24 protein-coding genes and 1 pseudogene are annotated in these 25,424 nt (G+C 63.6%); 13 read left to right on the top strand and 12 right to left on the bottom strand.

Features of this window, described 5'->3' with window-relative positions:
• Positions 1 to 134: 134 nt before the first annotated feature.
• Positions 135 to 464 (top strand): transcriptional regulator SutA, encoded by a 330-nt coding sequence (gene sutA / locus JKP78_RS08515; protein WP_170033703.1) that lies wholly within the window; start codon positions 135 to 137, stop codon positions 462 to 464.
• Between the two features lie 221 nt (positions 465 to 685).
• On the opposite strand, the gene JKP78_RS08510 is transcribed toward sutA, so the two are convergent.
• The 6 genes from JKP78_RS08510 to lptM are packed head-to-tail and all read right to left on the bottom strand — an operon-like array spanning position 686 to position 5,308.
• Positions 686 to 1,381: an HAD family hydrolase gene (locus JKP78_RS08510; RefSeq protein WP_186684090.1), complete on the bottom strand. Its 696-nt coding sequence runs from the start codon at positions 1,379 to 1,381 to the stop codon at positions 686 to 688.
• Positions 1,378 to 2,277 (bottom strand): tyrosine recombinase XerC, encoded by a 900-nt coding sequence (xerC, locus tag JKP78_RS08505; RefSeq protein WP_186684091.1) that lies wholly within the window; start codon positions 2,275 to 2,277, stop codon positions 1,378 to 1,380. Before xerC ends, JKP78_RS08510 begins: the two co-directional genes overlap by 4 nt.
• On the bottom strand, positions 2,277 to 2,987 hold the full coding sequence (locus JKP78_RS08500) for a DUF484 family protein (RefSeq protein WP_200626534.1): 711 nt from the start codon (positions 2,985 to 2,987) through the stop codon (positions 2,277 to 2,279). Before JKP78_RS08500 ends, xerC begins: the two co-directional genes overlap by 1 nt.
• Positions 2,988 to 3,000: 13 nt before the next feature.
• Positions 3,001 to 3,831 carry a diaminopimelate epimerase gene (dapF, locus tag JKP78_RS08495; RefSeq protein WP_200626533.1) on the bottom strand — a complete coding sequence of 277 codons (831 nt, stop codon included), beginning with the start codon at positions 3,829 to 3,831 and terminating at the stop codon, positions 3,001 to 3,003.
• Between the two features lie 4 nt (positions 3,832 to 3,835).
• Positions 3,836 to 5,083: a diaminopimelate decarboxylase gene (gene lysA, locus JKP78_RS08490; RefSeq protein WP_200626532.1), complete on the bottom strand. Its 1,248-nt coding sequence runs from the start codon at positions 5,081 to 5,083 to the stop codon at positions 3,836 to 3,838.
• A gap of 9 nt (positions 5,084 to 5,092) precedes the next feature.
• Positions 5,093 to 5,308 carry an LPS translocon maturation chaperone LptM gene (gene lptM, locus JKP78_RS08485; protein ID WP_186684098.1) on the bottom strand — a complete coding sequence of 72 codons (216 nt, stop codon included), beginning with the start codon at positions 5,306 to 5,308 and terminating at the stop codon, positions 5,093 to 5,095.
• Positions 5,309 to 5,558: 250 nt separating this feature from the next.
• On the opposite strand from lptM, the gene cyaY reads away from it, so the two are divergent.
• From cyaY to rnk, 3 genes are all read left to right on the top strand, one after another.
• A complete protein-coding gene (gene cyaY / locus JKP78_RS08480) occupies positions 5,559 to 5,891 on the top strand; it encodes an iron donor protein CyaY (protein ID WP_186684100.1) in 333 nt (110 codons plus the stop codon).
• A gap of 1 nt (position 5,892) precedes the next feature.
• Entirely contained in the window at positions 5,893 to 6,117 is a 225-nt protein-coding gene (locus JKP78_RS08475) for a DUF1289 domain-containing protein (RefSeq protein WP_186684102.1), read from the top strand.
• Positions 6,118 to 6,262: 145 nt separating this feature from the next.
• Positions 6,263 to 6,673 (top strand): nucleoside diphosphate kinase regulator, encoded by a 411-nt coding sequence (gene rnk, locus JKP78_RS08470; RefSeq protein WP_186684104.1) that lies wholly within the window; start codon positions 6,263 to 6,265, stop codon positions 6,671 to 6,673.
• A 28-nt stretch (positions 6,674 to 6,701) separates the two neighbouring features.
• Here rnk and JKP78_RS08465 read toward each other — a convergent pair whose 3' ends face one another.
• A complete protein-coding gene (locus JKP78_RS08465) occupies positions 6,702 to 9,551 on the bottom strand; it encodes a class I adenylate cyclase (protein ID WP_200626531.1) in 2,850 nt (949 codons plus the stop codon).
• 173 nt (positions 9,552 to 9,724) lie between these two features.
• Here JKP78_RS08465 and JKP78_RS08460 point away from each other — a divergent pair, with 173 nt between their 5' ends.
• Positions 9,725 to 10,177: a YaiI/YqxD family protein gene (locus JKP78_RS08460; RefSeq protein ID WP_170033681.1), complete on the top strand. Its 453-nt coding sequence runs from the start codon at positions 9,725 to 9,727 to the stop codon at positions 10,175 to 10,177.
• 153 nt (positions 10,178 to 10,330) lie between these two features.
• Here JKP78_RS08460 and elbB read toward each other — a convergent pair whose 3' ends face one another.
• Positions 10,331 to 10,990, bottom strand: coding sequence for an isoprenoid biosynthesis glyoxalase ElbB (gene elbB, locus JKP78_RS08455; RefSeq protein WP_200626530.1), 660 nt, complete (start codon positions 10,988 to 10,990; stop codon positions 10,331 to 10,333).
• 112 nt (positions 10,991 to 11,102) lie between these two features.
• Here elbB and JKP78_RS25065 point away from each other — a divergent pair.
• Positions 11,103 to 11,729, top strand: a pseudogene (locus JKP78_RS25065) (sterol desaturase family protein); the annotation flags it as partial.
• A gap of 501 nt (positions 11,730 to 12,230) precedes the next feature.
• Here JKP78_RS25065 and JKP78_RS08445 read toward each other — a convergent pair.
• On the bottom strand, positions 12,231 to 12,875 hold the full coding sequence (locus tag JKP78_RS08445; RefSeq protein WP_170033677.1) for a DedA family protein: 645 nt from the start codon (positions 12,873 to 12,875) through the stop codon (positions 12,231 to 12,233).
• Between the two features lie 213 nt (positions 12,876 to 13,088).
• On the opposite strand from JKP78_RS08445, the gene ppk1 reads away from it, so the two are divergent.
• Entirely contained in the window at positions 13,089 to 15,320 is a 2,232-nt protein-coding gene (gene ppk1, locus JKP78_RS08440) for a polyphosphate kinase 1 (protein WP_170033675.1), read from the top strand.
• Here ppk1 and ppx read toward each other — a convergent pair.
• Positions 15,307 to 16,809 (bottom strand): exopolyphosphatase, encoded by a 1,503-nt coding sequence (gene ppx / locus JKP78_RS08435; protein WP_170033673.1) that lies wholly within the window; start codon positions 16,807 to 16,809, stop codon positions 15,307 to 15,309. The genes ppk1 and ppx overlap by 14 nt on opposite strands.
• A gap of 256 nt (positions 16,810 to 17,065) precedes the next feature.
• Here ppx and trxA point away from each other — a divergent pair, with 256 nt between their 5' ends.
• The 5 genes from trxA to JKP78_RS08410 all read left to right on the top strand — a co-directional run bounded on the left by trxA (position 17,066) and on the right by JKP78_RS08410 (position 22,477).
• A complete protein-coding gene (gene trxA / locus JKP78_RS08430) occupies positions 17,066 to 17,392 on the top strand; it encodes a thioredoxin TrxA (RefSeq protein WP_056794137.1) in 327 nt (108 codons plus the stop codon).
• A gap of 261 nt (positions 17,393 to 17,653) precedes the next feature.
• The gene (rho, locus tag JKP78_RS08425) at positions 17,654 to 18,913 is read left to right on the top strand and encodes a transcription termination factor Rho (protein ID WP_003253661.1); all 1,260 of its coding nucleotides are present in this window, start codon (positions 17,654 to 17,656) and stop codon (positions 18,911 to 18,913) included.
• Between the two features lie 200 nt (positions 18,914 to 19,113).
• Positions 19,114 to 20,580, top strand: a complete 1,467-nt coding sequence (gene ubiD, locus JKP78_RS08420; protein WP_170033669.1) for a 4-hydroxy-3-polyprenylbenzoate decarboxylase — start codon at positions 19,114 to 19,116, stop codon at positions 20,578 to 20,580.
• Positions 20,580 to 21,548 (top strand): CDP-6-deoxy-delta-3,4-glucoseen reductase, encoded by a 969-nt coding sequence (locus JKP78_RS08415; protein WP_186684109.1) that lies wholly within the window; start codon positions 20,580 to 20,582, stop codon positions 21,546 to 21,548. Before ubiD ends, JKP78_RS08415 begins: the two co-directional genes overlap by 1 nt.
• Positions 21,549 to 21,826: 278 nt before the next feature.
• Entirely contained in the window at positions 21,827 to 22,477 is a 651-nt protein-coding gene (locus JKP78_RS08410) for a gamma-glutamylcyclotransferase (RefSeq protein WP_186684110.1), read from the top strand.
• 114 nt (positions 22,478 to 22,591) lie between these two features.
• Here the strand turns inward: JKP78_RS08410 and JKP78_RS08405 are convergent, their stop codons facing one another.
• Positions 22,592 to 23,569, bottom strand: coding sequence for an NADPH:quinone oxidoreductase family protein (locus tag JKP78_RS08405; RefSeq protein WP_200626529.1), 978 nt, complete (start codon positions 23,567 to 23,569; stop codon positions 22,592 to 22,594).
• 157 nt (positions 23,570 to 23,726) lie between these two features.
• On the opposite strand from JKP78_RS08405, the gene JKP78_RS08400 reads away from it, so the two are divergent.
• Positions 23,727 to 24,131, top strand: coding sequence for a flagellar basal body-associated protein FliL (locus JKP78_RS08400; protein ID WP_025341058.1), 405 nt, complete (start codon positions 23,727 to 23,729; stop codon positions 24,129 to 24,131).
• Positions 24,132 to 24,311: 180 nt separating this feature from the next.
• Here the strand turns inward: JKP78_RS08400 and JKP78_RS08395 are convergent, their stop codons facing one another.
• Positions 24,312 to 25,424 (bottom strand): ABC transporter permease, encoded by a 1,113-nt coding sequence (locus JKP78_RS08395; protein ID WP_186684113.1) that lies wholly within the window; start codon positions 25,422 to 25,424, stop codon positions 24,312 to 24,314.

The following is a 25,424-nucleotide window of genomic DNA, read 5'->3' as shown; positions in this document are numbered from 1 at the left end:
ACCGCCTCCCATCAGGAGCGCCGACCCTAGGGCAGTGGCCTTACCACGGCCAGTTGAATTTTCACTGGTGGCTGCCGGTCTACGGCTGCACTGGTCTATAACTAACCTGCTTTTCGCAAGTCATGAGGTAGAACATGAGCGACGACGATCTGGAAAATGATGACCTCGAAGTAGGCGACGAAGACGAGGCTGATGATGGCCTTGAAGCTGCGGCTGATGATGTCGCCGAAGATGCCGGCGATGATGACAGCAGCCCGGCACCCACTGCCAAGGGCAAATCCAAGGCGGCCGTCTCGGTAGACGAGATGCCGAGCATGGAAGCCAAGCAGAAGGAACGTGATGCCCTGGCCAAGGCCATGGAAGAGTTCCTCGCTCGCGGTGGCAAGGTTCAGGAGGTCGAGGCCAACGTGGTCGCCGACCCACCCAAGAAGCCGGACAACAAGTACGGCAGCCGCCCTATCTGAGTGGCTGATCGTCAAGAAGCCCGCCGTCGCTGCGGGCTTTTTTGTGCCAGTTTCACAGCCTGTTCTTTGGCCCCTGTAGGAGCGGCCTTGTGTCGCGATAGGGGTGCGCAGCGCCCCCAAGGTTTCAGCTTCGCTGCATGAATTGATGGGGCCGCTTTGCGGCCCTTTCGCGACACAAGGCCGCTCCTACAGGGGTTCGCGAGGGGCAGGAGGGGAGTCTGTCAGCGCCAGCGCGCGAGCACGTCGGGTAGCTGCGACAGGCGCTGGATCTCGGCATCGGGCGCCTGATCGCCGATCCAGGCCTTGCCCTGCGGGTTGAACCACACCGCCCGCAGCCCGGCGCGCTGGGCGCCGGCGATGTCGTCGCCGGGGTGATCGCCAATGTGCACGGCGGCACTGGCTTCCACTTCACCGCGGCGCAGCGCCTCCAGGAATGGCGCCGGGTCGGGCTTGCCGATGCCGAGGTCTTCGGCACACAGGGCAAAGCGGAAATAATCGGCCAGGCCCAGCCGGCTCACGTCGGCATTACCGTTGGTTACTACACCCAGGGTGTAGTGGTGGCGCAGGATTTCCAGCACCGGCTGCACTTCCGGGAAGATCTCGACCTGGTGGCGGGCATGCAGGAACACTTCGAAACCTTCGTTGGCCAGCGCCTGCGCCTGCTTCTCGCTGTAGCCAACCTCTTCCAGGGCATGGAACAGCACCCGTCGGCGCAGGGCGCTGATACGGTGCTTGAGGCCAGGCTCGGCCTGCACCAGGCGCTCGCGGATGGCGAACAGGTGTTCCACCGGCACGCCACCGAGGATCGGGGCATTGGCTTCGAGCCAGTCGCGCAGCACCACTTCTGCGCTGGCAATCACCGGCGCGGTGTCCCACAGGGTATCGTCGAGGTCGAAGGTGATCAGCTTGATGCTCATGAGTCTGTGCCTTTGCTGCGTTTGGCCCGAGGGTGGGCGCTGTCGTACACCGCGGCCAGGTGCTGGAAGTCCAGGTGGGTGTAGATCTGTGTGGTGCCGATGTCGGCATGGCCGAGCATCTCCTGCACCGCGCGCAGGTCCTGGGACGATTCCAGCACATGGCTGGCGAAGGAATGGCGAAGCATGTGCGGGTGCAGGTGCTGGCCCAGCTCGCGCTCGCCAGCCGCCTTCACCCGCTGCTGGACTGCCCTTGGGCTGATGCGGTTGCCCTGGCGGGTGATGAACACCGCGCGGTCGCGTGGGTTGCCGATGCCGCGCAGGCGGTACCAGGCTTGCAGCGCTTCGCGGGCCTTGCGACCTACTGGCAATACGCGCGTCTTGCTGCCCTTGCCCAGCACCTGCACCAGGCCGGCGGCGAGGTCGAGGTGGTCGAGGTCGAGGTTGGTCAGCTCGGACAGGCGCAGGCCCGACGAATAGAACAGTTCGAGCATGGCCTGGTCACGGCGGGCGATGAAATCGTCGTCGACGCCACCATCCAGCAGTTGCAGAGCGCGGTCGGTGTCCAGGACCTTGGGCAACCGGCGTTCACCCTTGGGCGGGCTCAGGCCGCTGGCCGGGTCGTGCTGGCACAAGCCCTCGCGATTGAGATAGCGGTACAGGCCGCGTACTGCCGACAGCAGCCGCGCCAGGCTGCGCGAGGACTGGCCATGGTGGTGCTGGCGGGCGATCAGCTGGCGCAGTTGCTGGATCTGCAGCGCCGGCCAGCCGGCAATGCCATGTTCCTTGCAGTAGGCAACGACCTTGTCGAGGTCGCGACGGTAGCCCAGCAGGGTATGCTCGGACACCTGGCGCTCGTTGCGCAGGTGTGCGCAATAAGCCTCCAGCTGGCGTTCCATCAGCGTACCGGGCGTAGCGGCTGGGTTACGCGCGGCACAACGCGGCCAAGCACTTCGGCGATATAGCCGAGGAACAGGGTGCCGACGCTGCTCTTGTAGTGTTGCGGGTCGCGGCTGCCGATTGCCAATACCCCGTGCAGGCCTTGATATTCCAAGGCGGCAACGGCGCTGGAGCCCACTTCCCGGCGCTGCTCTTCACCAAACAGGAAGGCCAACTCATGCTCGCGCAGGTTGCCGCTGACGGTCTTGCCGCCGCCCAGCAGGGCGCCGATGGCCTGCTGCGCGTCGGCATTGCTGACCCAGCGCCCGACCGGCGCAACGTTATCGCCGAACAGGATCAGGCTGACGAAGGGCACCTGGAATTCCTGGCGCAGGCTGTCTTCGACCGCCATTACCACTTCCTCCAGGCTGCCGGCATCGAGCAGGTCGAGGATCAGCCGACGGGTCTTGTCGAACAGCCGGTCATTGTCACGGGCCACGTCCATCAACTGCGAAAGGCGGTGGCGCATTTCGATGTTGCGATCGCGCAGCAGCTTGAGCTGGCGTTCCACCAGCGACACGCTGTCGCCGCGTTGGTGCGGGATGCGCTGCTCGAGCAGCAATTCATCGTGCTCGGCGAAGAAGGTGGGGTGTGCGCGCAGGTACGCGACAACCGCATCGGCATCGAGCTCGGCGGACTGCTTGGGTACAACCTTGGGCTGATCGGTCATGGCGGTTACTCGCTTAGAGACGAACCTGTCCTTCGTAGACGCGTACGGCCGGGCCAGTCATCAGCACCGGTTTGCCGGGGCCGGCCCATTCGATGTGCAGGCGGCCACCGGGCAGGTCGAGGGACACCGGGGAATCCATCCAGCCCTGGCTGATCGCCGCGACGGCAGCGGCGCAGGCGCCGGTGCCGCAGGCCTGGGTTTCACCCGCGCCGCGTTCCCACACGCGCAGGTTGGCGCGGTGACGGTCGACGATCTGGAGGAAGCCGGCATTCACCCGCTGCGGGAAGCGCGGGTGGTTTTCGATTTTCGGCCCCAACTGGTGCACCGGCGCGCTACGCACGTCGTCGACCCGCAGCACGGCATGCGGGTTACCCATGGACAGGGCGGCAATCGGATACACCTGGCCGTCGACTTCCAGCGGGTAGCTCAGCGCCTGCTCTTCGGCGACGAAGGGAATGTCCGCAGGGCTGAAGCGTGGCGGGCCCATGTCGACACTGACCTGGCCGTCGTTCTGCACGTCCAGTTCGATGATGCCGCTTTTGGTTTCCACGCGAATGCGCTTCTTCGCGGTCAGGCGCTTGTCCAGCACGAAGCGGGCGAAGCAGCGCGCACCGTTGCCGCACTGCTCGACTTCCGAGCCGTCGGCGTTGAAGATGCGGTAGCGGAAGTCCACTTCCGGGTTGTTCGGCGCCTCGACGATCAGCAACTGGTCGAAGCCGATGCCGGTGTGGCGGTCGCCCCACTGTTTGGCATGCTTGGGCTGGATGTGCGCGTGCTGGCTGACCAGGTCGAGGACCATGAAGTCGTTGCCCAGCCCATGCATCTTGGTAAAACGCAGCAGCATGGGCTTACTCCGGCAGCAGGCTTTCGCCAGCGTACAATTCGGCGATGGTCTCGCGGCGGCGTACTTCGAAGGCCTGGTCGCCGTCGACCAGGATTTCAGCGCAACGGCCACGGGTGTTGTAGTTGGAGCTCATGACAAAACCATAGGCGCCCGCGGACTGAACGGCCAGCAGGTCACCTTCGGCCAGGTTCAGCACGCGGTCCTTGGCAAGGAAGTCACCGGTCTCGCAGATCGGCCCGACCAGGTCGTAGGCACGGCCTTGGCCTTCACGCGGGGTGACCGCGCTGACGCTCATCCAGGCCTGGTACAGGGCCGGACGGATCAGGTCGTTCATCGCCGCATCGACGATGGCGAAGTCCTTGTGTTCGGTGTGCTTGAGGTATTCCACACGGGTCAGCAGAACGCCGGCATTGGCGACGATGTAGCGACCCGGCTCGAACACCAGGGCCAGGTCGCGGTCGCCGATGCGCTCGCGGATGGCCTTGATGTAGTCGGCCACCAGGGGTGGCTGTTCATCGCGATAGCGCACACCGACACCGCCGCCCAGGTCCAGGTGGCGCAGGTGGATGCCACATTCGGCCAGGCGGTCGACCAGCACCAGCAGGCGGTCGAGGGCGTCAAGGAAAGGCTCGACGCTGGTCAGCTGCGAACCGATGTGGCAGTCGACCCCGACCACTTCCAGGTTCGGCAGCTGCGCGGCGCGCACGTAGATGGCCTCGGCGTCGGCGATGGCGATGCCGAACTTGTTTTCCTTGAGGCCGGTGGAGATGTACGGGTGGGTGCCAGCGTCGACGTCCGGGTTGACCCGCAGCGAGACCGGGGCAACCTTGCCCATCTCGGCGGCCACCACCTGCAGGCGTTCCAGCTCGTCGGTGGACTCGACGTTGAAGCAGTGCACGCCGACTTCCAGGGCACGGCGCATGTCCTCGCGGGTTTTGCCAACGCCGGAGAACACCACGCGGTCGGCGCGGCCGCCAGCGGCCAATACGCGCTCCAGCTCACCGCCGGAGACGATATCGAAACCGGCGCCCAGGCGTGCCAGTACGTTCAGCACGCCCAGGTTGGAGTTGGCCTTGACCGCGAAGCACACCAGGTGCTCGGTGCCTTGCAGGGCATCGGTGTAGCTGCGGTACTGGGCTTCGATGTGGGCGCGCGAATACACGTAGGTGGGGGTGCCGTAACGTTCGGCGATGGCCGACAGGCCCACGCCCTCCGCGCACAGCTCGCCGCCGCGGTAGTTGAAAGCGTTCATCTGGTTTCCTTACTGCGCTGGCGCCTGCTCGGGCTCGGGTTGCAGCTCGGGCTGCTGCTCTTGCGTCGGGGCCGGCTGCGCTTTTGGCTGGTACTGGTGCGACTTGTGGTTGGCCTTGCCGTCCTTGCCGTCTTCAGGCAGGTACAGCGGGCCTTTCTGACCGCAGGCCGAAACGAGGCAGGCAACAGCGACCAGCGCCGCGAGGGAGGAAATCAGGCGCTTCATGGGTGAAATCCTTAGAAATATGCAGTATTGCGCCGAGTATACCGAGCGACCGACGGCTTGCCTATGCAAGGGCAGGGCCGCCGGGCGGGCTATCCTTGGTGCTTGCAACGGCCCTTTCCCAAACCCACAGGCAATGCGCTGGCCTCGAGTTCGTGCCGGTGCAGGCAACGGCTAAAACTTTGCATTCGGCGGCAAGCGCCCGTATCTTGCCCGGCATGCCAGTAACGCAGCCAATTTCGAGGTTCCTGCAATGAGTTTGAGTGAAGCGCGTTTCCATGATCTGGTCGACACTACCCAGCAGGCCCTGGAAGACCTGTTCGACGAGAGCGGCCTGGACCTGGACATGGAGAACTCCGCTGGCGTCCTGACCATCAAGTTCGACAACGGCAGCACGCTGATCTTCAGCCGCCAGGAGCCGCTGCGCCAGCTGTGGCTGGCCGACCGTTCCGGTGGTTTCCACTTCGACTACGACGAGGACAGCGGCAAGTGGGTGTGCGAGAAGAGCGAGGAGCTGCTCGGCGAAATGCTCGAGCGCATCGTCTGGGAACGGGCCGGCGAAAAGCTGGACTTCGACGAGATCTGACATGAGCGACACCCAGGCCCGGCCGCCCAAGCCGCTCTACAGCAATGTCAGCCCCGCCGTACCGTCGCCGTGCATCAGCGTGTGTCGGTTGGACGCGCAGCGTATCTGCACGGGCTGCCACCGGCATGTCGAGCACATCCGCGAATGGCGTTCAGCCGATGACCAGCGGCGCCGACAGATCTGCCGCGAAGCCCAGGCCCTGCGCGACCAGGCTAAGGCACACTGATCGCAGGGGCTTGAGTATTTGCCCGGCTGTGGTAGTGTCGGGTTCTGCGTCGCTGACGCAACGCCATTACAAACCCCGCCCTTGGGCGGGGTTTTGCTTTATCTGCACAATGAAAACCGCCTGTTCAAAGGAGTCTGACTGGATCATGAGCACCAAGCCTTCCCTCATCCTCACCCGATTGGACGTACAACGTCTGGAGCGTCTGATCGACAGCCTCGACGAGAATACGCCGGGTGTGCTTGCCTTGATGGGCGAGCTGGACCGCGCCGAACAGGTGGTCGGCCATGAGGAAGTGCCAGCTGGCGTGGTGACCATGAATTCACGCGTGCACTGCCGCGAGGAAGCCAGTGGCAAGGACTACCACCTGACCCTGGTGTACCCGAAGGATGCGGGGCCTGAAGGCACGGTCTCGATTCTTGCGCCGATTGGCTGCGCCTTGCTGGGGTTGTCGGTGGGCGAGCAGATCGACTGGCCGGCACCGGGGGGCAAGACCCTCAAGCTGAAGCTGCTGGAAGTCGAGTACCAGCCGGAAGCGGCGGGCGATTTCGACCTTTGAGACCCTTGGGGCTGCAAGGCAGCCCCGGTCATTCACTGAATACCTGTTCCAACCCCTCGTTCAACGCCTGCTCCAGCTCCCGCTTGTAGCGCAGGTACAGCTGCGTCGACCCCAGTTGGTCATCCAGCAGCTCGGACAAGTCCAGGTCAGTGATGTAGCACCGGTAGTGCCTGTCACCGCGCCGCTGCCCAATGATCTGGCTGGCAACCACCGCATACAGCTGCTCGCCATGCTCCAGCTCGGAAAACTCCTGCTGGTCGCAGTACAGCGTCACATGCGCAGCACCCGCCACGCCTGCCTGGATAATGGCCTGCACCTCGTAGTAGGGCTGGTCGTTGCCTTCGAAGGGGACCGGGCGTGGCTCGCTGCTGCGCGCCTTGCCTGGGCCGGAAGGCAGCAGTTGTGCGTAATGGATATCCAGCGACGCCGGCCGCAGGGTGTCCATCGGCAGTCGGGCATCGCGGCGCATCACTACCGAACGTAGGAAACGCTGCAGCGGCAGCAGCAGGTGCGCTTCGTCATGCAGCGGCAGGCGTTGTTGCCACAAGGCATTGTATTCATCCAGCACATACAGTTCGGCCCAGCTCCCCTGCAGGCGGTAGAACACCTGGATGCAGGCTGGCTGGCCCTGTTCCAGGACCAGGCGCAGGTCGTGGTCCAGCAGGGCGTTGGCGTCCAGGTACAGCGGGCTGTAGCTGCTGCGCTCTTCGCCCAGGTACGCCAGTAATGCCTCATGCTCGGCCAGGGTCGTCAGGCTGACGTGCCCGGCCAGCAGCTCGAGCACATGCGTATGCTGGGCAACCTGCAGCAGGTAGCGGTGCTCAAGGCCCTGGTCCAACAGAAGTTGCACAGTGTCGAAGACTTCTTCCACGCGCTGGGCGATGGCCTGGGCGCGGCTCTGGCAGAAACAGCGCACCCGTATCCGTGGCCGCTGGCCGTGCAGCACCGGGCTGTTGAGGAAGTCGCGCAGGCAGCGCACCAGCGCATGTTCGCCCTCATAGCGCTGAACCAGCACCTCGTTCCAGCTGTTAAGGGTGACCTGGTCCAGGGTCAGCACCAGGTTTTCGCGTACCCCGGCATAGCTCAGCGAGTCGGTGCGCTCGGTGGTCATCAGGATGTTCAGGTCACGGTGGTGACGCAGCGGGTCGATGGCGACGTTGACCAGCAGCAGTACCTCGTCGGCAACGCTGGGCTGCAGCAGGCGCACCTCGCTGACGATCGGCAAGGGCAGGGGAATGCTCTGCTGCAGGCAGCCCACCAGGTTGAACAGCTCGATTTCGCTGAGGTCGCTGACGCCGGGGTGCAATGCCAGGCGTGTGCTGCTGTCGATCACCCCGTTGCGGTGCGCCCAGGCCAGCAATTCGATCAGTTCGCGGCAGCGTTTCAGCGGGCTGAAATGCTCCACGTCATGCGTGCTCAGGTTGCCGGTGTACAGCCCCCAGTGATGGCTGCCGGGCTCCTTGCGGTTGGGCGCCTGGACCAGCGTCAGGGTGCCTTCGGCGAGGTCCGGGGCGATGCCGGGGTTGATCAGTTCGACCTTGCCGGCGCGGCGCTCGAACGCTGCGTACAGGCGTCGGCCCAGCACGTTGAGGTCGCGCTGGTCGGCGCGGCTGCTGGCGTTCTGGGTGCGGGCGAACTGGCTGAGAAAGCGGTAGCTGTGGTTCAGTTCGGCTACCAGGTCACGGCGCTCCACGGCGACTTGCTGGACTTTCCACTGGCTGCGGCTGTCCAGCAGTGCCAGCTGGCGCCTGTCCCAGCCCCATTCGTCGGTCAGGCGCTGCAGCAGCCGGCGTTGCCAGCCATTGGTCCGGGACGGGTCGCTGAGCTTCTTGTTCACCTTCAGGTACAGGCTGCGGCGTACCAACTCCAGGCGGGCCCGCTCGCCACGCTGCAGCAGGTAGTGTTCTATGCGCCGATAGACCATCACGTAGGGGTCCAGCTCGTCGAGGTCGAGCTGGTTGGCGAATACGGCTTGCTTGTAGTCCAGGCTCAGGCAGCGCACGGTAGGATGTTCGCTGGCATAGGCCTCGGTCAGCAACAGCTTGAGCAGTGACTTGTAGGGCGAGTCGATGCCTTTGAACAACTGCCACAGGCCGGCCCCGACGAACTCACCAGGCGGGATGTTCGCCAGGCTGCCGAGGTCGAGAGCGTCCTGGCTGCGGATGAAGCGCTTGGACAGCAGGGTCTGGGTGTAGGTGTGGTAGTGCTGTTCCTGGTATACCGGCACCAGCCACCACAACGGCGTGCGCCCGGCCAGCCAGATGGTGGTGCGGTAGAACTCGTCCAGCAGTAAGTAGTGCTGGGTCGTACCGCAATCGTCGGAGCCGAGCTGGCCGTCGCGTTGGCCCTGGGCGAAACCTTGCGTGTCGATCAGGAAGAAATGCGCCTCGGCACCCAGGCTTGCTGCCCATGCCTCCAGCAGTTGGCATTTGCGCCGCAGTTCGCCCAGCAGTTCGTCGGCCAGGCCGGGGGCATGGCATACCCACAGGTCCATGTCGCTGTGCTCGGCCTGCGCCAGCGAGCCCAGGCTGCCCATCAGGAACAGGCCATGGATCGGGCGCGGCGGGTTGCCGTGGCGGGCCTTGTAAGTAAACGAGCGGGCCAGGCGCTGGGCCTCGAGCACCAGCTCGGCACCTGGTTCGTAGCCTGATACACCGGCAGGTGTGCTGCCCGAAACATAGCCTGGCAGCAGCGGATGGTTCACGTGGAACAGCAGCGGCAGCAGCGTCAGTACCTGTTGCTGGCGCGTCGACAGGCCTTCCAGTGCCCGCTGCAGCCGGCCCTGGTTAAGCCGCAGGAACCGCGCACGCAATGTCGCCAGGACCTTACGGTCTATGCCTTCGTCCAGGTCGGGGCGGATTTCGTGAGGGTGGTTCATTGCGCACTCGGCAGGCCAGTGGAGCTGTGGCGAGTGTAGCCTGAGGCATCGGTGGTGGATAAGCGCCAATTGAAAGATTGACGCCATTTTGCCAGCACGGGTGGGCGGCAAGCTCCAGCTTTCCCTGCCGTTGAGGCATGATGGGAGCCTTGAGTTAATGACGAGGTTACCCGATGCGTGTGTGGATCGATGCCGACGCCTGCCCCAAGGCGGCCAAGGATCTGGTCGTCAAGTTCGCCCTCAAGCGCAAGTTCGAAGTGGTCATGGTCGCGGGCCAGGCTGTGGCCAAGCCGGCGTTCGCCATCGTGCGCCTGATCGTGGTGCCCAGCGGCATGGACGCGGCGGACGACTACCTGGTGGAGCACGCCGTGCCCGGCGAGCTGGTGATCTGCAGTGACGTACCGTTGGCCGACCGCCTGGTGAAAAAGGGCGTGGCAGCGCTGGACCCGCGTGGGCGCGAGTTCGACGAGCGCAACATGGGTGACCGGCTGGCGGCGCGCAACCTGTTCACCGAACTGCGCGAGCAGGGCCAGGTGGGGGGAGGGCAGGCGCCTTATGGCGAGCGCGAGAAGCAGGCGTTTGCCAATGCGCTGGACCGGATCATTGCCCGGCTTTCGAAAGCCTGAAGCATACGCGCCCCTGTGCAGGCGCGGCCTCGCGTCGCGATCGGGCTGCGTAGCAGCCCCTCGATTGCAGCTGCAACGCAGATAACGCTGGGGTTGCCTTGCAGCCCGATCGCGACGCAAGGCCGCGCCTACACCCGGCGCGCCAGCAAGAACCTATCCGTGCGCCAGCTCCATCACCCGATCCACCAGCTTGTAGATGCCGCCAGCCGCTTCACTGATCGACTTGGCCTCCATGTACGCCGGGGTAGTCACCAGTTTGCGCTGGGTGTCTTCGACGATATCGTGCACATCGCATTGTTCATGGGTGCCGCCCATCTTCACCACGGCCGCCGCGGTGTCTGCGTCGGTACCGATGGTGCAGACCACACCCGGCCCGTAGATCTTCGCCGCCAGCGCCGGCGATATGCAGATCAGGCCAACCGGCTTGCATGCGCTGGCGAAGGCTTCGGCCAGAGCCAGCACGTCCGGGTTGACGCTGCAGTTGGCGCCTTCCACGGCAAAGTTGGAGAGGTTCTTCGCCGCACCGAAACCGCCCGGCACGATCAGCGCATCGAAGTCCTCGGCCTTGGCTTCGCGAATGTCCTTGACCTGGCCGCGGGCGATACGTGCCGACTCCACCAGTACATTGCGCGACTCGGGCATCTCCTCGCCGGTCAGGTGGTTGATCACGTGCAGCTGCGCAATGTTGGGCGCGAAGCACTGCACCTGCGCACCGCGCTGGTCGAGGCGCAGCAGGGTGATCACGCTTTCGTGGATCTCGGCGCCGTCGTAGACGCCACAGCCGGAAAGAATCACCGCTACTTTTTTTGTCATGCTTATTACTCCAGTGTCGAGGCGCTAAATGTCCTCTAGTTTGGCAGATGTCGCCATAGGGGTTCTGGCACGCGCGGCCTAATCTTGGTGGATAACGCCTGAGTTCGTGCCCATGGACCTGATATTGCTGGCCGTGCCGTTCTTCTTCGTGCTGATCGCCGTGGAACTGGTAGCCGACCGTGTGCGTGGCCAGCGCAACTTCACCCTGGCCGACTCGATCAACAGCCTCAGCACCGGCGCACTGTCGACCAGCACCGGGCTGCTGACCAAAGGGCTGGGGCTGCTGACCTATGCCTTCGCCTTCGAGCACCTGGCGCTGCTGCGCCTGCCGTCGCAGGCTTGGTGGGTGTGGTTGCTGGCCTTTGTCCTGTACGACTTCTGCTACTACTGGCTGCACCGTCTGGGGCACGAGCGCAACGTGCTGTGGGCTGCGCATTCGGTGCATCACCAGAGCGAGGAGTACAACCTCACCACTGCACTGCGCCAGACCAGCAGCGGTTTCATCTTTTCCTGGATCTTCTACCTGCCGCTGGCGCTGGTCGGGGTGCCGCCAGTGGTGTTCATCACCGTGGCGTCGCTCAACCTGTTGTATCAGTTCTGGGTACATACCCGGCATATCGCCAAGCTTGGCTGGCTCGAGTGGGTGTTGATCACGCCATCCAACCATCGCGTCCACCATGCGCAAAATCCTGCTTACTTGGATCGCAACTACGGCGGCGTGTTCATTCTCTGGGACCGTCTGTTCGGCACCTTCAAGGAGGAGGATCCGGCCGAGCCGGTAGTGTTCGGGGTGACTACGCCGCTGGCCAGCTGGAACCCGCTGTGGGCCAACCTGCAGTTCTATGCCCAGCTCTGGCACGACGCCCGGCGTGCCGACAGCGTGTGGGACAAGCTGCGCATCTGGTTCATGCCCACGGGCTGGCGCCCGGCCGATGTGGCCGCACGCTATCCGCAGGCCAGGCAGGACCTGGCGCGGTTTCGCAAGTTCGCGGTGGCCCTGGGCCGCCCGCAGCAGGCCTACGTGGCGGCGCAGTTCGTGGTTTACGTGGCGTTGGGCAGCTATCTGATGGACGTGGCCGAGCGTGTGCCAGGTGCCGCGCTGGTGCTCGGCTGGGCGCTGATGGCGTTTGGCTTGTTCGTGCTGGGCGCGCTGCTGGAGAACCGGCCGTGGGCCACGCGCCTGGAGCTGGTACGGCTGCTGGCCACTGTGCCGGCGCTGTACCTGGCCGGCGCCCTGGGCCTAGCGGTGGTCGTGCCGTTGGCCTGGCTCGTGCTCGTGGCTTATTGCCTGCTCAGCTTCTGGGGCCTGGGCCTGGCCCGCCGCCTTGCGCTCCGCACGCAAGGTCCGGAAGCGTCGGCGCAGCCATAGCAGGCCCCCCAGCGCCAGCAAGCCACCCAGCACCCATAGCTCGTAGCGCTTCACATTGCCCAGCAGGCCTTCGAGAATGGCGCCGAAGTGGTACGCGGCGGCGCCCAGGGCCACTGCCCAGATCGCCGCGCCCAGGCCGTTCAGCAGCAGGTAGCGGCGCGGCGGGTAGCCCGACAGGCCGATGGCCACCGGCATGACCGTGCGCAGGCCATAGACGAAGCGGAAACTCAGCACCCAGATGTCGGGGTGGCGGCGGATGTGGTCCAGCGCCCGGTCGCCCATTGCCTGCCAGCGCGGTTTGCGGGCCAGTATCCTGCGCCCATGGCGACGGCCCATGAAGTACCACAGCTGATCGCCGGCATAGCTGCCGAAAAACGCCACCAGGCACACCAGGTTGATGTCCATGTAGCCGCGGAACGCAAGGAATCCCGCAAGCACCAGAATGGTCTCGCCTTCAAAGAAGGTGCCTAGAAAAAGGGCGAAGTAGCCGAAATCCTGCAGGAATTGTTGAAGCATTTTCTGAGGTGCTGGCGAAATGAACGCGCAGCCTACCCCTTCGCGCGCATTCGTGAAAGTGTCCAAATGTGTCTCGACGTGAACATTTCCTACACGGAGAATGCCGGAAGGCACGCGCCACGGCTTGCCCTGCTGTGTAACACAGGCGTCATAATGGGCGCTTATCTTGCCGCTCAATTGATGATAGGGCGTTAACGTCCTCAGGAACGCCAGATGAATAATGAAGTGCTAACCCCTGTCGCGATCAAGGATGCTCAGGAACTCCCCGAAGAGATGGTGCAGACCCCGCCAGACCTGCCGCCGGCGCCCCAGCCCGTGGTAGAACCAGTGGCCCCGGCGCCTGCGCCGGCCCCGGCGATCACCGTCCCCGGCCTGGACGACAGCAGCCTGTACATTCATCGCGAACTCTCGCAGCTGCAGTTCAACATCCGCGTACTGGAACAGGCGCTGGATGAAAGCTATCCACTGCTCGAACGCCTCAAGTTCCTGCTGATCTTTTCCAGCAACCTCGACGAGTTCTTCGAGATCCGTGTCGCCGGCCTGAAGAAGCAGATCAATTTTGCCCGGGAACTGGCCGGCGCCGACGGCCTGCAGCCACACCAGGCACTGGCGCGCATCAGCGATCTGGTACACAGCGAAGTGGAGCGCCAGTACGCGATCCTCAATGACGTGCTGCTGCCAGAGCTGGAAAAGCACCAGATTCGCTTCATCCGCCGCCGTTACTGGACACCCAAGCTCAAGACCTGGGTGCGCCGCTATTTCCGTGACGAAATCGCCCCGATCATCACCCCGATCGGCCTCGACCCGACCCACCCGTTCCCGCTGCTGGTGAACAAGAGCCTCAACTTCATTGTCGAGCTCGAGGGGGTCGACGCCTTCGGCCGCGATTCCGGCCTGGCGATCATCCCGGCCCCGCGCCTGCTGCCGCGGGTCATCCGCGTGCCGGAAGAGGTGGGTGGCGCAGGGGACAACTATGTGTTCCTGTCGTCGATGATCCACGCACACGCCGACGACCTGTTCCAGGGCATGAAGGTAAAGGGCTGCTACCAGTTCCGCCTGACCCGCAACGCCGACCTGGCGCTGGATTCCGAAGAGGTCGACGACCTGGCCCGCGCGCTGCGCGGCGAGTTGTTCTCGCGTCGCTACGGCGATGCCGTGCGCCTGGAAGTGGCCGATACCTGCCCGAAACACCTGTCGGACTACCTGCTCAAGCAGTTCAGCCTCAGTGAAAGCGAGTTGTACCAGGTCAACGGCCCGGTCAACCTCACCCGCCTGTTCAGCATTACGGGCCTGGACAGCCACCCCGAGCTGCAATACACGCCGTTCACCCCGGCGATCCCCAAGCTGCTGCAAAACGCTGACAACATCTTCAGCGTGATCGGTAAGCAGGACATCCTGCTGATGCACCCGTTCGAGTCGTTCACCCCGGTGATCGACCTGCTGCGCCAGGCTGCCAAGGACCCGCACGTGCTCGCCGTGCGCCAGACCCTGTACCGCTCCGGTGCCAACTCGGAAATCGTCGACGCGCTGGTGGACGCGGCGCGTAACGGCAAGGAAGTCACTGCGGTGATCGAACTGCGTGCGCGTTTCGACGAAGAATCCAACCTGCAGATGGCCAGCCGCCTGCAGGCCGCTGGTGCGGTGGTGATCTACGGTGTGGTCGGCTTCAAGACCCACGCCAAGATGATGCTGATCCTGCGCCGCGAACAGGGCGAGATCGTGCGCTATGCGCACCTGGGTACCGGTAACTACCACGCCGGCAACGCCCGCCTGTACACCGACTACAGCCTGTTGACCTCCGACGACGCCCTCACCGAGGACGTCGGCAAGCTGTTCAGCCAGCTGATCGGCATGGGCAAGACCCTGCGCATGAAGAAGCTGCTGCACGCGCCGTTCACCCTGAAGAAGGGCATGCTCGACATGATCGCGCGGGAAACCCAGTTCGCCCTCGAAGGCAAGCCGGCGCACATCATCGCCAAGTTCAACTCGCTGACCGACGCCAAGGTCATCAAGGCGTTGTACAAGGCCAGCCAGTCGGGCGTGAAGATCGACCTGGTGGTGCGTGGCATGTGCTGCCTGCGCCCGGGTATTCCGGGGGTTTCGCACAACATCCAGGTGCGCTCGATCATCGGCCGCTTCCTCGAGCACACGCGGGTGTTCTACTTCCTCAATGGCGGCGAAGAGCAGATCTACCTGTCCAGCGCCGACTGGATGGAGCGCAACCTCGACAAGCGTGTCGAGACCTGCTTCCCGGTGGAAGGCAAGAAGCTGTTGCTGCGGGTGAAGAAGGAGCTGGAAGGCTACCTGACCGACAACACCCACGCCTGGACCCTGCAGCCAGACGGGCGCTACGTGCGCAGCACGCCGACCGGCAACCAGAACCCGCGGAGTGCCCAGGCGACCCTGCTGGAGCGCCTGAGCAACCCGGTCCTCAACGTACGCTGAGGACGAAGCCGACCCGGGCCAGCCACTCCGCCTCGTTGGCGAAGTCGGCCTGGGTCAGCTGGTTCTGTTCCAGCCAGCCTTGCGGGAATACCACGTCCAGGCAATCGCCGGCAGCCTTCAGTTCCACCTTTGGCATCTGCTGGTTGCCGCGGATGTGGTGGAACAGGATGGCGAAGCGCAGCAGCACGCACAGGCGCAGCAGCTTGACCCCTTCCTCGCCCAGCTCGGCGTATTTGTCCTTGGGGATGTTGCGGCGGTGGCCGCGTACCAGCAAGGCCATCATCTGCTGATCCTCGCGGGAGAAGCCCGACAGGTCGGAGTGCTCGATCAGGTAGGCGCCGTGCTTGTGGTAATGGTAATGGGCGATGTCCAGGCCGATCTCGTGCACCTTCGCCGCCCAGCCCAGCAGGTCGCGCCAGTTTCCGTCTTTCAGGTCCCAGGCTTCGGCGACCTGGTCGAACGCGTGCAGCGCCTTGCGCTCGACGCGTGCAGCCTGGCCCTGGTCCACGTGGTAGCGCTCCATCAGCGAGTTCAGGGTGCGCTCGCGCACGTCTTCGTGGTGGTGGCGGCCCAGCAGGTCGAACAGCACACCCTCGCGCAGGGCGCCGTCGCAGTGGTCCATGCGCTGCAGTTCCAGCGCATCGAAGATCGCCTCGAGAATCGCCAGGCCGGCCGGGAAGATGGCCCGACGGTCGGGTTTGACGCCGTCGAAGTCGATCTTGTCGACCTCACCCAGCTTGAACAGTTTGCGCTTGACCCAGGCCAGGCCCTCGGCGTTGACCTCGCCATTGCCCAGGCCACCGGCCTTGATGGCTGCGCCGATGGCGCGGATGGTACCGGACGAACCGATGGCCTCATCCCAGGTCAGGCGATGCAGGGCATTCTCGATGCTCATCAGTTCCAGGCGCGCGGCGGTGTAGGCCTGGGCGTAGCGGGCCGGGGTGATCTTGCCGTCGCGGAAGTAGCGCTGGGTGAAGCTGACGCAGCCCATCTGCAGGCTTTCGCGCAGCAGCGGCTCGAAGCGTTGGCCGATGATGAATTCGGTACTGCCGCCGCCGATGTCGGCGACCAGGCGCTTGCCCGGTGTATCGGCCAGGGTGTGCGACACGCCGAGGTAGATCAGGCGCGCTTCTTCGCGACCGGAGATGACCTCCACCGGATGACCGAGGATGGCTTCGGCGCGCTGGATGAATTCGTTGCGGTTGCGCGCTTCGCGCAAGGCGTTGGTACCGACGATGCGCACCGAGCCGGCGGGCATGCCGTTGATCAGCTGGGAAAAGCGCTTGAGGCAGTCCAGGCCCCGTTCCATGGCTTCTTCGCTGAGCTTGCGCTCGTCGTCGATGCCGGCGGCCAGCTGAACCTTCTCGCCGAGCCGCTCGAGGATGCGGATTTCGGTATGGTGGGCCTTGGCCACGACCATGTGAAAGCTGTTGGAGCCAAGGTCGATGGCGGCGATCAGGGACAGGTTCTTCGCGATGGTATGCGGCATGATCTGGTTGTTCTCGGTCGTTAACCCGGCAATCGTGCCACGATAGCAGGCTATCGCCAACGCGTGGCATACAGCCGTTGAGCAGGCCTTGATGCAAGGCAATGTGCCATTCGATGCTATGACACTGGCATGACAGTTTCGATTCGTGGCGTCTTGCACAACTATAGTTACACTCAATCGTCCGCGGCTTCCTGTAGGAGTCGGGTGCGGCTATGATGGGCAACGTTTTTTATTGCTTACGACCTTGGAGATTTCCATGAGCGACAAAATCAAACACGTCACCGACGCCAGCTTCGAAGCCGAAGTACTGCAGGCTCAGGGCCCGGTGCTGGTCGACTACTGGGCTGAATGGTGCGGCCCATGCAAGATGATCGCTCCGGTTCTGGACGACATCGCTGCCACCTACGAGGGCAAACTGACCGTCGCCAAGCTGAACATCGACGAGAACCAGGAAACTCCGGCCAAGCACGGCGTGCGTGGCATCCCAACGCTGATGCTGTTCAAGAACGGCAATGTCGAGGCCACCAAGGTCGGCGCACTGTCGAAATCGCAGCTGGCCGCGTTCCTCGACGCCCACCTGTGATAGCAAGAAGCCCCGCGAATGCGGGGTTTTTTTTGCCTGCAAAGGTCTGCGGCGGTACGATTTCCACCGTCAAAACCACTAGACGTCGAAAAAAGCAAGTGTTACATTCGGCCTCGCACTGCTTCTCCAGTGCCCTCTACACGCCGTCGCCGAAGCATCCCTAATTCGAATCAGTACGCGATCCTGTCGCCATCTAGCGGCGCGGCTTCATTAAGCCAGAAGCTTAATTCTCCCTTCTTACATGATTACGTCATTCCCCTTATGAACCTGACTGAACTCAAGCAAAAGCCGATTACCGATCTTTTGGAAATGGCCGAACAGATGGGCATCGAAAACATGGCCCGTTCGCGCAAACAGGACGTGATTTTCGCCCTGTTGAAGAAGCACGCGAAAAGCGGCGAAGAGATCTCGGGTGACGGCGTGCTGGAGATTCTCCAGGATGGTTTCGGTTTCCTGCGTTCGGCTGATGCGTCCTACCTGGCCGGCCCCGACGATATCTACGTCTCGCCCAGCCAGATCCGCCGCTTCAACCTGCGTACCGGCGACACCATCGTCGGCAAGATCCGCCCACCGAAGGAAGGGGAGCGTTACTTCGCCCTGCTGAAGGTCGACACCATCAACTTCGACCGCCCGGAAAACGCGAAGAACAAGATCCTGTTCGAAAACCTGACGCCGCTGTTCCCGAACAAGCGCCTGAAGATGGAAGCCGGTAACGGCTCCACCGAAGACCTGACCGGCCGCGTCATCGACCTGTGCGCGCCGATCGGCAAAGGCCAGCGTGGCCTGATCGTGGCGCCGCCGAAGGCCGGCAAGACGATCATGCTGCAGAACATCGCGGCCAACATCACCCGGAACAATCCCGAGTGCCACCTGATCGTCCTGCTGATCGACGAGCGCCCGGAAGAAGTGACCGAAATGCAGCGTACCGTGCGCGGCGAAGTGGTTGCCTCCACCTTCGACGAGCCACCAACCCGCCACGTGCAGGTTGCCGAGATGGTGATCGAGAAGGCCAAGCGCCTGGTCGAGCACAAGAAGGACGTAGTCATCCTGCTCGACTCCATCACCCGTCTGGCGCGTGCCTACAACACCGTGATCCCGAGCTCCGGCAAGGTACTGACCGGTGGTGTCGACGCCCATGCCCTGGAGAAGCCGAAGCGCTTCTTCGGTGCTGCGCGTAACATCGAGGAAGGCGGCTCGCTGACCATCATCGCTACCGCGCTGGTCGAAACCGGCTCGAAGATGGACGAAGTGATCTACGAAGAGTTCAAGGGCACCGGCAACATGGAACTGCCACTGGACCGTCGCATCGCCGAGAAGCGTGTGTTCCCGGCCATCAACATCAACCGCTCGGGTACCCGTCGCGAAGAGCTGCTGACCGCCGACGACGAACTGCAGCGCATGTGGATCCTGCGCAAGCTGCTGCACCCGATGGACGAAATCGCCGCCATCGAGTTCCTGGTCGACAAGCTCAAGCAGACCAAGACCAACGATGAGTTCTTCCTGTCGATGAAGCGCAAGTAAGCGTCCCGGCCAGGTATTGAATGGGGCTGCTTCGCAGCCCATCGCGACACAAGGCCGCTCCTACAGGGAATACGTAACCTGTAGGAGCGGCCTTGTGTCGCGATGGGACGCGAAGCGGCCCCAAGTCATTTTTGGCCACTGAGCCCCGAACGGCGCTACACTCTGCACCCCGACCGATACGGCCAACATGAGGCTCCTGCATGCAGTATCGCGACTTGCGCGACTTCATCCGTGGCCTGGAACAGCGCGGCGAGCTCAAGCGCATCCAGGTTCCGATCTCCCCAGTGCTGGAAATGACCGAGGTCTGCGACCGCACCCTGCGCGCCAAGGGCCCAGCGTTGCTGTTCGAAAAGCCCACCGGCTTCGACATCCCGGTGCTGGGCAACCTGTTCGGCACCCCGGAGCGCGTGGCCATGGGCATGGGCGCCGAATCGGTGGCGGAACTGCGCGAAATCGGCAAGCTGCTGGCCTTCCTCAAGGAGCCCGAGCCGCCGAAAGGCCTGAAGGACGCTTGGTCCAAGCTGCCGATCTTCAAGAAAGTCGTGTCGATGGCGCCAAAGGTGGTCAAGGACGCGGTGTGCCAGGAAGTGGTGGTCGAGGGTGACGATGTCGACCTCGGGGCACTGCCGATCCAGCACTGCTGGCCGGGCGACGTCGCACCGCTGATCACCTGGGGGCTCACCGTCACCCGTGGCCCGAACAAGGACCGCCAGAACCTGGGCATCTATCGCCAGCAGGTGATCGGCCGCAACAAGGTCATCATGCGCTGGCTCAGCCACCGTGGCGGTGCCCTGGACTACCGCGAGTGGTGCGAGAAGCACCCCGGCCAGCCGTTCCCGGTCGCCGTGGCCCTGGGGGCGGACCCGGCAACCATCCTTGGCGCGGTGACGCCGGTGCCGGATACCCTGTCGGAATATGCCTTCGCCGGCCTGCTGCGTGGCAACCGTACCGAGCTGGTCAAGTGCCGGGGCAGCAGCCTGCAGGTGCCGGCCACCGCCGAGATCATTCTGGAAGGGGTGATCCACCCGGGCGAGATGGCCCCGGAAGGCCCGTATGGCGACCACACCGGCTATTACAACGAAGTGGACAGCTTCCCGGTGTTCACCGTCGAGCGCATCACCCACCGGCAGAAACCGATCTACCACAGCACCTATACCGGCCGCCCACCGGATGAGCCGGCGATTCTCGGTGTGGCACTGAACGAAGTGTTCGTGCCGATCCTGCAAAAGCAGTTCCCGGAAATTGTCGACTTCTACCTGCCGCCGGAAGGCTGTTCGTACCGCATGGCGGTGGTCACCATGAAAAAGCAGTACCCAGGCCACGCCAAGCGCGTGATGCTGGGTGTGTGGTCGTTCCTGCGACAGTTCATGTACACCAAGTTCGTTATTGTCACCGACGATGACATCAACGCCCGCGACTGGAACGATGTGATCTGGGCCATCACCACGCGCATGGACCCCAAGCGTGATACGGTAATGATCGACAACACGCCTATCGACTACCTCGACTTTGCGTCGCCGGTATCGGGGTTGGGGTCGAAGATGGGCCTGGACGCCACGCACAAGTGGCCGGGCGAGACGACACGCGAATGGGGGCGGGTCATCGTCAAGGACGAAGCCGTTACCCGCCGTATTGATGAGCTGTGGGATCAGTTGGGAATAGATTGATGCAGGTAACGTTGCAGCCGTCCGGGGCGGTGCTGGCGCTCGAACCCGGGGAACGGATCCTGGATGGAGCGCGGCGGCTGGGCTATGACTGCCCGAACAGCTGCCGCAATGGCAATTGCCATGTTTGCGCCGCGTTGCTGGTCGAAGGCCGGGTTTGCCAGGATGGCGAGGTCCGCGACCATGGTGAGCTGTTTACCTGCATAGCCGAACCGCTGGAGGACTGCGTGTTGCTCTGGGATGGTGTGCTCGCCCTGGGCGAGCTGCCGGTGCGCAAGCTGGCATGCAGCGTCAGTGAGTGCGTCGAGGTGGGTGGCGATGTTTGGCGTGTGCGCTTGCTCGCACCAGCCGGCAAGCCGCCGCGCTATCACGCTGGGCAATACCTGATGATCGAGCGCGACGGTGGCAAGCAGGCGGCGTTTTCGCTGGCTTCCGCCCCTCATTCCGGGCGTGAGCTGGAGTTGCATGTGCTGGCGCGCGAGCCCAGCGCGGTGCAACTGATTGCCCAGCTGCAGCGCGACCGCCTGGCGCGCATCGAAATGCCGTTCGGCGACACCCACCTGGCCGAGCTGCCTGACGGGCCGCTGGTGCTGATCGCCGCCGGCACAGGCATGGGCCAGATGCACAGCCTGGTCGAGCATTGCCGGGCGCAGGGCTTCCGCCACCCGGTGCACCTGTACTGGGGCGTGCGCCGGCCCGAGGACTTCTACCAGATCGAGCATTGGCAAGAATGGCAGCGCCTGCCCAACCTGTTCCTGCATCAGGTCGTCAGCGACCTGTGCGGCTGGGAAGGCCGTTGCGGCATGCTGCATGAGGCGGTCTGCGAAGACATTGCCGACCTCAATACCGTGCATGTCTATGCCAGCGGCTCGCCAAACATGATCTATGCCACCCTCGATGCCCTGGTCGAAGCTGGCATGGATGCGCACCGCATGCGCGCAGATGTGTTTGCCTACGCCCCGCGCGGTTAATAACCAAAGTTTCAAAGTGCGGCCATAAGGCGGTAATTGTTACCGCCTTGGCTAATAACTTTCATGCTGCCTGGAATAATAATTCCCAATCGTCGGAATGCCCGATGAAAATTTCGACATATACTTGAGCTAGTGCACCGGTCTGCCTTAGGTTATGCATGACTCCCCTGCGGGAGCTGGCTTGCCGGCGACAAGGTCGGCACAGGCGGTACATTACGACTGCCTCGAATCGTTTTTTCGCTACATGTGTAGTTCACAGGGAATCATGGCGGCAGCTTATGTCGGCACTTGAAAGTTCGTCCTGGAAAGTTACTTATCCTCCCTCGCTCGACTTCGGTCAGCAACTGACCCACGAGCAACTGTACAACTCCATGCAGAGCACCATGTCTCGCCATCAGGGTGGGCCGGTCTGGCTGTTTGCCTATGGTTCTTTGATATGGCGACCAGAGTGCAACTCCGTGGAACGCCAGCGCGCCCGGGTGCACGGTTACCACCGGGGCTTGTATTTGTGGTCGCACGAACACCGCGGCACCCCGGAAACTCCTGGGCTGGTATTCGGCCTGGACCGGGGTGGCTCCTGCAGCGGCTTTGCCTACCGGTTGGATGAAAGCAACCTGGACGACTCACTGATGGCCCTGTGGCAACGCGAAATGCCGTACCCGGCGTATCGGCCGCACTGGCTCAACTGCCGGCTGGGTGATGGCAGCAAGGTGCAGGCGCTGGGCTTTGTGCTGGAGCGGCACCTGCCGTGCTATGCCGGGAATTTGCCCGATACCTTGCTGAGCCAGATCCTGGCCAGCGCCAAGGGGCGCTATGGCACTACCCGTGATTATGTCGAGCAGACCTTGAATGCCCTGCGTAGTCACCAGATGCCCGATCGCAATCTCGAAGCGCGGTTCCGCCGCTGCCATAACCTGCGGGAAGTTTGAGTATTTCCGGGGCCGCTTTGCGGCCCATCGCGACACAAGGCCGCTCCTACAGGGGAATGCGTAACCCTGCAGGAGCGGCCTTGTGTCGCGATGGGCTGCGCAGCAGCCCCAAAATCAGTGAGCCAGCACCACCAACTTACCCACAGCCTGCCGCTGCCCCAGCCTTTCAATGGCCGCGCCCGCCTCGGCCAGTGGATAAGTCTGCGACACCAGCGGCTTAAGCTTGCCTTCGGCATGCCAGGCAAACAGTTGCTGGAAGTTGGCCGCGTTGTCCTGCGGCTGGCGTTGCGCAAACGCTCCCCAGAACACCCCCAGCACCGCTGCGCCCTTGAGCAGCACCAGGTTGGCTGCAAGTTGCGGGATGGTCCCGCTGGCAAAGCCCACCACCAACAGCCGGCCATTCCAGGCCAGCCCGCGCACCGCCTGCTCGAACAGCTCACCGCCCACCGGATCATAGATCACGTCCACGCCCTGGCCGCCGGTCAGGCACTTGATCTCGTCACGCAGGCTGGCCTGGCTGTAGTCGATCAGTTCATCGGCGCCGGCCGCCTTGGCCACGGCCAGTTTTTCCGCACTGCTGGCCGCCGCGATCACGCGCGCGCCCATGGCCTTGCCGATCTCCACCGCCGCCAGGCCGACCCCACCGGATGCGCCCAGCACCAGCAGGGTTTCACCTGCCTGCAGCTGGCCACGCTGGCGCAGGGCATGCATGGAGGTGCCGTAGGTCATGCCGAATGCTGCTGCGGTGGTGAAGTCCATGCTCGCTGGCATCGGCAACACGTTGTAGAACGGCACCGCCACCTGTTCCGCGAACGCCCCCCAGCCGGTGAGCGCCATGACCCGGTCGCCGACCTTGAACGCGCCGGCCTTTTCTCCGACTGCGGCGACCATGCCTGCCGCCTCACCGCCGGGAGAGAATGGCAAGGGTGGCTGGAACTGGTACTTGCCTTCGATGATCAGGGTATCGGGAAAGTTGACCCCGGCAGCTTGTACATCCAGCAGGATCTCGTTCTTCTTCGGTACCGGGCTGGCCACTTCTTCCAGCACCAGGTCACGCGCCGGGCCCAGGGTTTTGCACAACACAGCTTTCATCGGGGCTATTCCTTTGCGGGTAGTGGCCGATAAGTGTAGGAGGGCCGCCTTGCCGGTCAACGAGCATGGCTCGTCCTGATGGCGCGGCATAAGCCCGGGCTTGGGTTTGAGCGGTGGGCTGGGTAAGCTGGCGACAACTGTATTGAGGAGCGAATTCGTGAAAGCGTGGATCTTGATGGTGCTGGCGCTGCTGCTGCCGGCTGCGGCCATGGCCGAGGAAGCCAAGGAAGGGGCGCCCAAGGTCGCCTACATCAGCCTGAGCCCGCCCTTTGTCGGCAACTATGCCCTCGACGGCAGCCCGCGGCTGCGCGTGTACAAGGCCGATGTGGCCCTGCGCGTGACCGGCGACGAAGCCGCCAAGGCGGTGAAGCACCACGAGCCGCTGATCCGCAACCAGCTGGTGGCGCTGTTTACCCAGCAATCGGTGGACAGCATGAGCAATGTCGAGGCCAAGGAGCATCTGCGCCAGGAAGCGCTGAAGCAGGTGCAGCAGGTGATGGAAGCGGAAGAGGGCAAGCCGATCGTTGAAGACTTGCTGTTCAATAACCTGATTGTGCAGTGACCGGTAAGCCGGCTCTCTCAGGAACAGTGCATCCGGACTGTGGCGCAATCCCTGTGGGAGCGGCTTTAGCCGCGAAGAATCCAACGCGGTGCGTGGCACCGGCTGCGCCGGTGTTCGCGGGTAAACCCGCTCCCACAGGAATCGCGCAATCTTTCAGATTTTGAGCCGGGTATGCTTGGGTCAGGACGCCAGGCTACGGCGAAACCGTGCCAGGGCCACGCTGAAGAACACCAGGCCAATCACGGCCAGTGCCAGGATGTCCGGCCACACCACTGTCCACCCGGCATCACGGAACAGGATCGCCGCGCCAAGGCTGACGAAGTGCGTCGATGGCGAGCCCTGCATCAGCCATTGCAACCATTGCGGCATGCTGTCCAGTGGTGTGCTGCCGCCGGACAGCATCAGCATCGGGATGATCACCGGGATCGCCAACAGGCCGAACTGCGGCGTCGAACGCGCCAGGGTGGCGAGGAAGATGCCCAAGGCAGTACTGGCGAACAGGTACAGCGCCGTCACCGCCAGGAACAACCCCATCGAGCCGGACAGCGGCACGCCCAGCGCACCCTTGACCACCACCACCAGCGAAATCCAGGTGCAGATCACCACCACCAGCGCATTGCTGGCGATTTTCGCCAGCATGATTTCCAGGGCGGTCAGCGGCAGCACCAGCAGGTGGTCGAGGGTGCCATGTTCGCGCTCGCGCAGCAGCGCGGTGCCGGTGAGGATGATCGCCAGGATGGTAATGTTGTTGACGATCTGGATCACCGCCAGGAACCAGCCACCCTCCAGATTGGGGTTGAACAGGGCCTTGGCGTTGAGCGCGATCGGGCTCTGGGCGTCCGCCCGCTGGCCGTAGTCGAGCAGCTCGCGTTCGAAGATGCGGCCGATATAGCCGGCGCCCATGAACGCCTGGCTCATGGCGGTGGCATCGACGTTGATCTGCAGCTCTGGCGAGCGCCCTGCCAGCAGGTCGCTCTGGAAGTTCACCGGCACATTGATGACGAAGGTGTACTGGCCGCTGTCCATGGCCTGGTCCAGGCGCTCCGGGGCCAGCGGCACGGCGGGCTGGAACTCGGGCGGTTGCAAGGCTTCGCTGAGCTTGCGTGACAGCAGGCTGTGGTCTTCGTCGACCACTGCCACGCTGGCATTGTGCACGCCGATCACCGAACCGGCTGCCGGCATGTAGATGGCCACGCTGAAGGCGTAAAGCAGGAACAGCAGCAACACGCTGTCGTGGCGCAGGCTGGTCAGCTCCTTGAGGCCCAGGCGCAGGGTATGGCTCAGGTGCGACAT

The organism is Pseudomonas sp. LAM2023, assembly GCF_016620375.1.
Taxonomy (GTDB): domain Bacteria; phylum Pseudomonadota; class Gammaproteobacteria; order Pseudomonadales; family Pseudomonadaceae; genus Aquipseudomonas; species Aquipseudomonas anuradhapurensis.
This window is presented reverse-complemented; position numbering and strand designations above follow the sequence as displayed.

Bases quoted from the DNA above. Each gene is read 5' to 3' on its own strand.
- sutA (WP_170033703.1), top strand. From the start codon at position 135: ATGAGCGACGACGATCTGGAAAATGATGACCTCGAAGTAGGCGACGAA.
- JKP78_RS08510 (WP_186684090.1), bottom strand. From the start codon at position 1,381: ATGAGCATCAAGCTGATCACCTTCGACCTCGACGATACCCTGTGGGAC.
- xerC (WP_186684091.1), bottom strand. From the start codon at position 2,277: ATGGAACGCCAGCTGGAGGCTTATTGCGCACACCTGCGCAACGAGCGC.
- JKP78_RS08500 (WP_200626534.1), bottom strand. From the start codon at position 2,987: ATGACCGATCAGCCCAAGGTTGTACCCAAGCAGTCCGCCGAGCTCGAT.
- dapF (WP_200626533.1), bottom strand. From the start codon at position 3,831: ATGCTGCTGCGTTTTACCAAGATGCATGGGCTGGGCAACGACTTCATG.
- lysA (WP_200626532.1), bottom strand. From the start codon at position 5,083: ATGAACGCTTTCAACTACCGCGGCGGCGAGCTGTGCGCGGAGGGCGTG.
- lptM (WP_186684098.1), bottom strand. From the start codon at position 5,308: ATGAAGCGCCTGATTTCCTCCCTCGCGGCGCTGGTCGCTGTTGCCTGC.
- cyaY (WP_186684100.1), top strand. From the start codon at position 5,559: ATGAGTTTGAGTGAAGCGCGTTTCCATGATCTGGTCGACACTACCCAG.
- JKP78_RS08475 (WP_186684102.1), top strand. From the start codon at position 5,893: ATGAGCGACACCCAGGCCCGGCCGCCCAAGCCGCTCTACAGCAATGTC.
- rnk (WP_186684104.1), top strand. From the start codon at position 6,263: ATGAGCACCAAGCCTTCCCTCATCCTCACCCGATTGGACGTACAACGT.
- JKP78_RS08465 (WP_200626531.1), bottom strand. From the start codon at position 9,551: ATGAACCACCCTCACGAAATCCGCCCCGACCTGGACGAAGGCATAGAC.
- JKP78_RS08460 (WP_170033681.1), top strand. From the start codon at position 9,725: ATGCGTGTGTGGATCGATGCCGACGCCTGCCCCAAGGCGGCCAAGGAT.
- elbB (WP_200626530.1), bottom strand. From the start codon at position 10,990: ATGACAAAAAAAGTAGCGGTGATTCTTTCCGGCTGTGGCGTCTACGAC.
- JKP78_RS08445 (WP_170033677.1), bottom strand. From the start codon at position 12,875: ATGCTTCAACAATTCCTGCAGGATTTCGGCTACTTCGCCCTTTTTCTA.
- ppk1 (WP_170033675.1), top strand. From the start codon at position 13,089: ATGAATAATGAAGTGCTAACCCCTGTCGCGATCAAGGATGCTCAGGAA.
- ppx (WP_170033673.1), bottom strand. From the start codon at position 16,809: ATGCCGCATACCATCGCGAAGAACCTGTCCCTGATCGCCGCCATCGAC.
- trxA (WP_056794137.1), top strand. From the start codon at position 17,066: ATGAGCGACAAAATCAAACACGTCACCGACGCCAGCTTCGAAGCCGAA.
- rho (WP_003253661.1), top strand. From the start codon at position 17,654: ATGAACCTGACTGAACTCAAGCAAAAGCCGATTACCGATCTTTTGGAA.
- ubiD (WP_170033669.1), top strand. From the start codon at position 19,114: ATGCAGTATCGCGACTTGCGCGACTTCATCCGTGGCCTGGAACAGCGC.
- JKP78_RS08415 (WP_186684109.1), top strand. From the start codon at position 20,580: ATGCAGGTAACGTTGCAGCCGTCCGGGGCGGTGCTGGCGCTCGAACCC.
- JKP78_RS08410 (WP_186684110.1), top strand. From the start codon at position 21,827: ATGTCGGCACTTGAAAGTTCGTCCTGGAAAGTTACTTATCCTCCCTCG.
- JKP78_RS08405 (WP_200626529.1), bottom strand. From the start codon at position 23,569: ATGAAAGCTGTGTTGTGCAAAACCCTGGGCCCGGCGCGTGACCTGGTG.
- JKP78_RS08395 (WP_186684113.1), bottom strand. From the start codon at position 25,424: ATGTCGCACCTGAGCCATACCCTGCGCCTGGGCCTCAAGGAGCTGACC.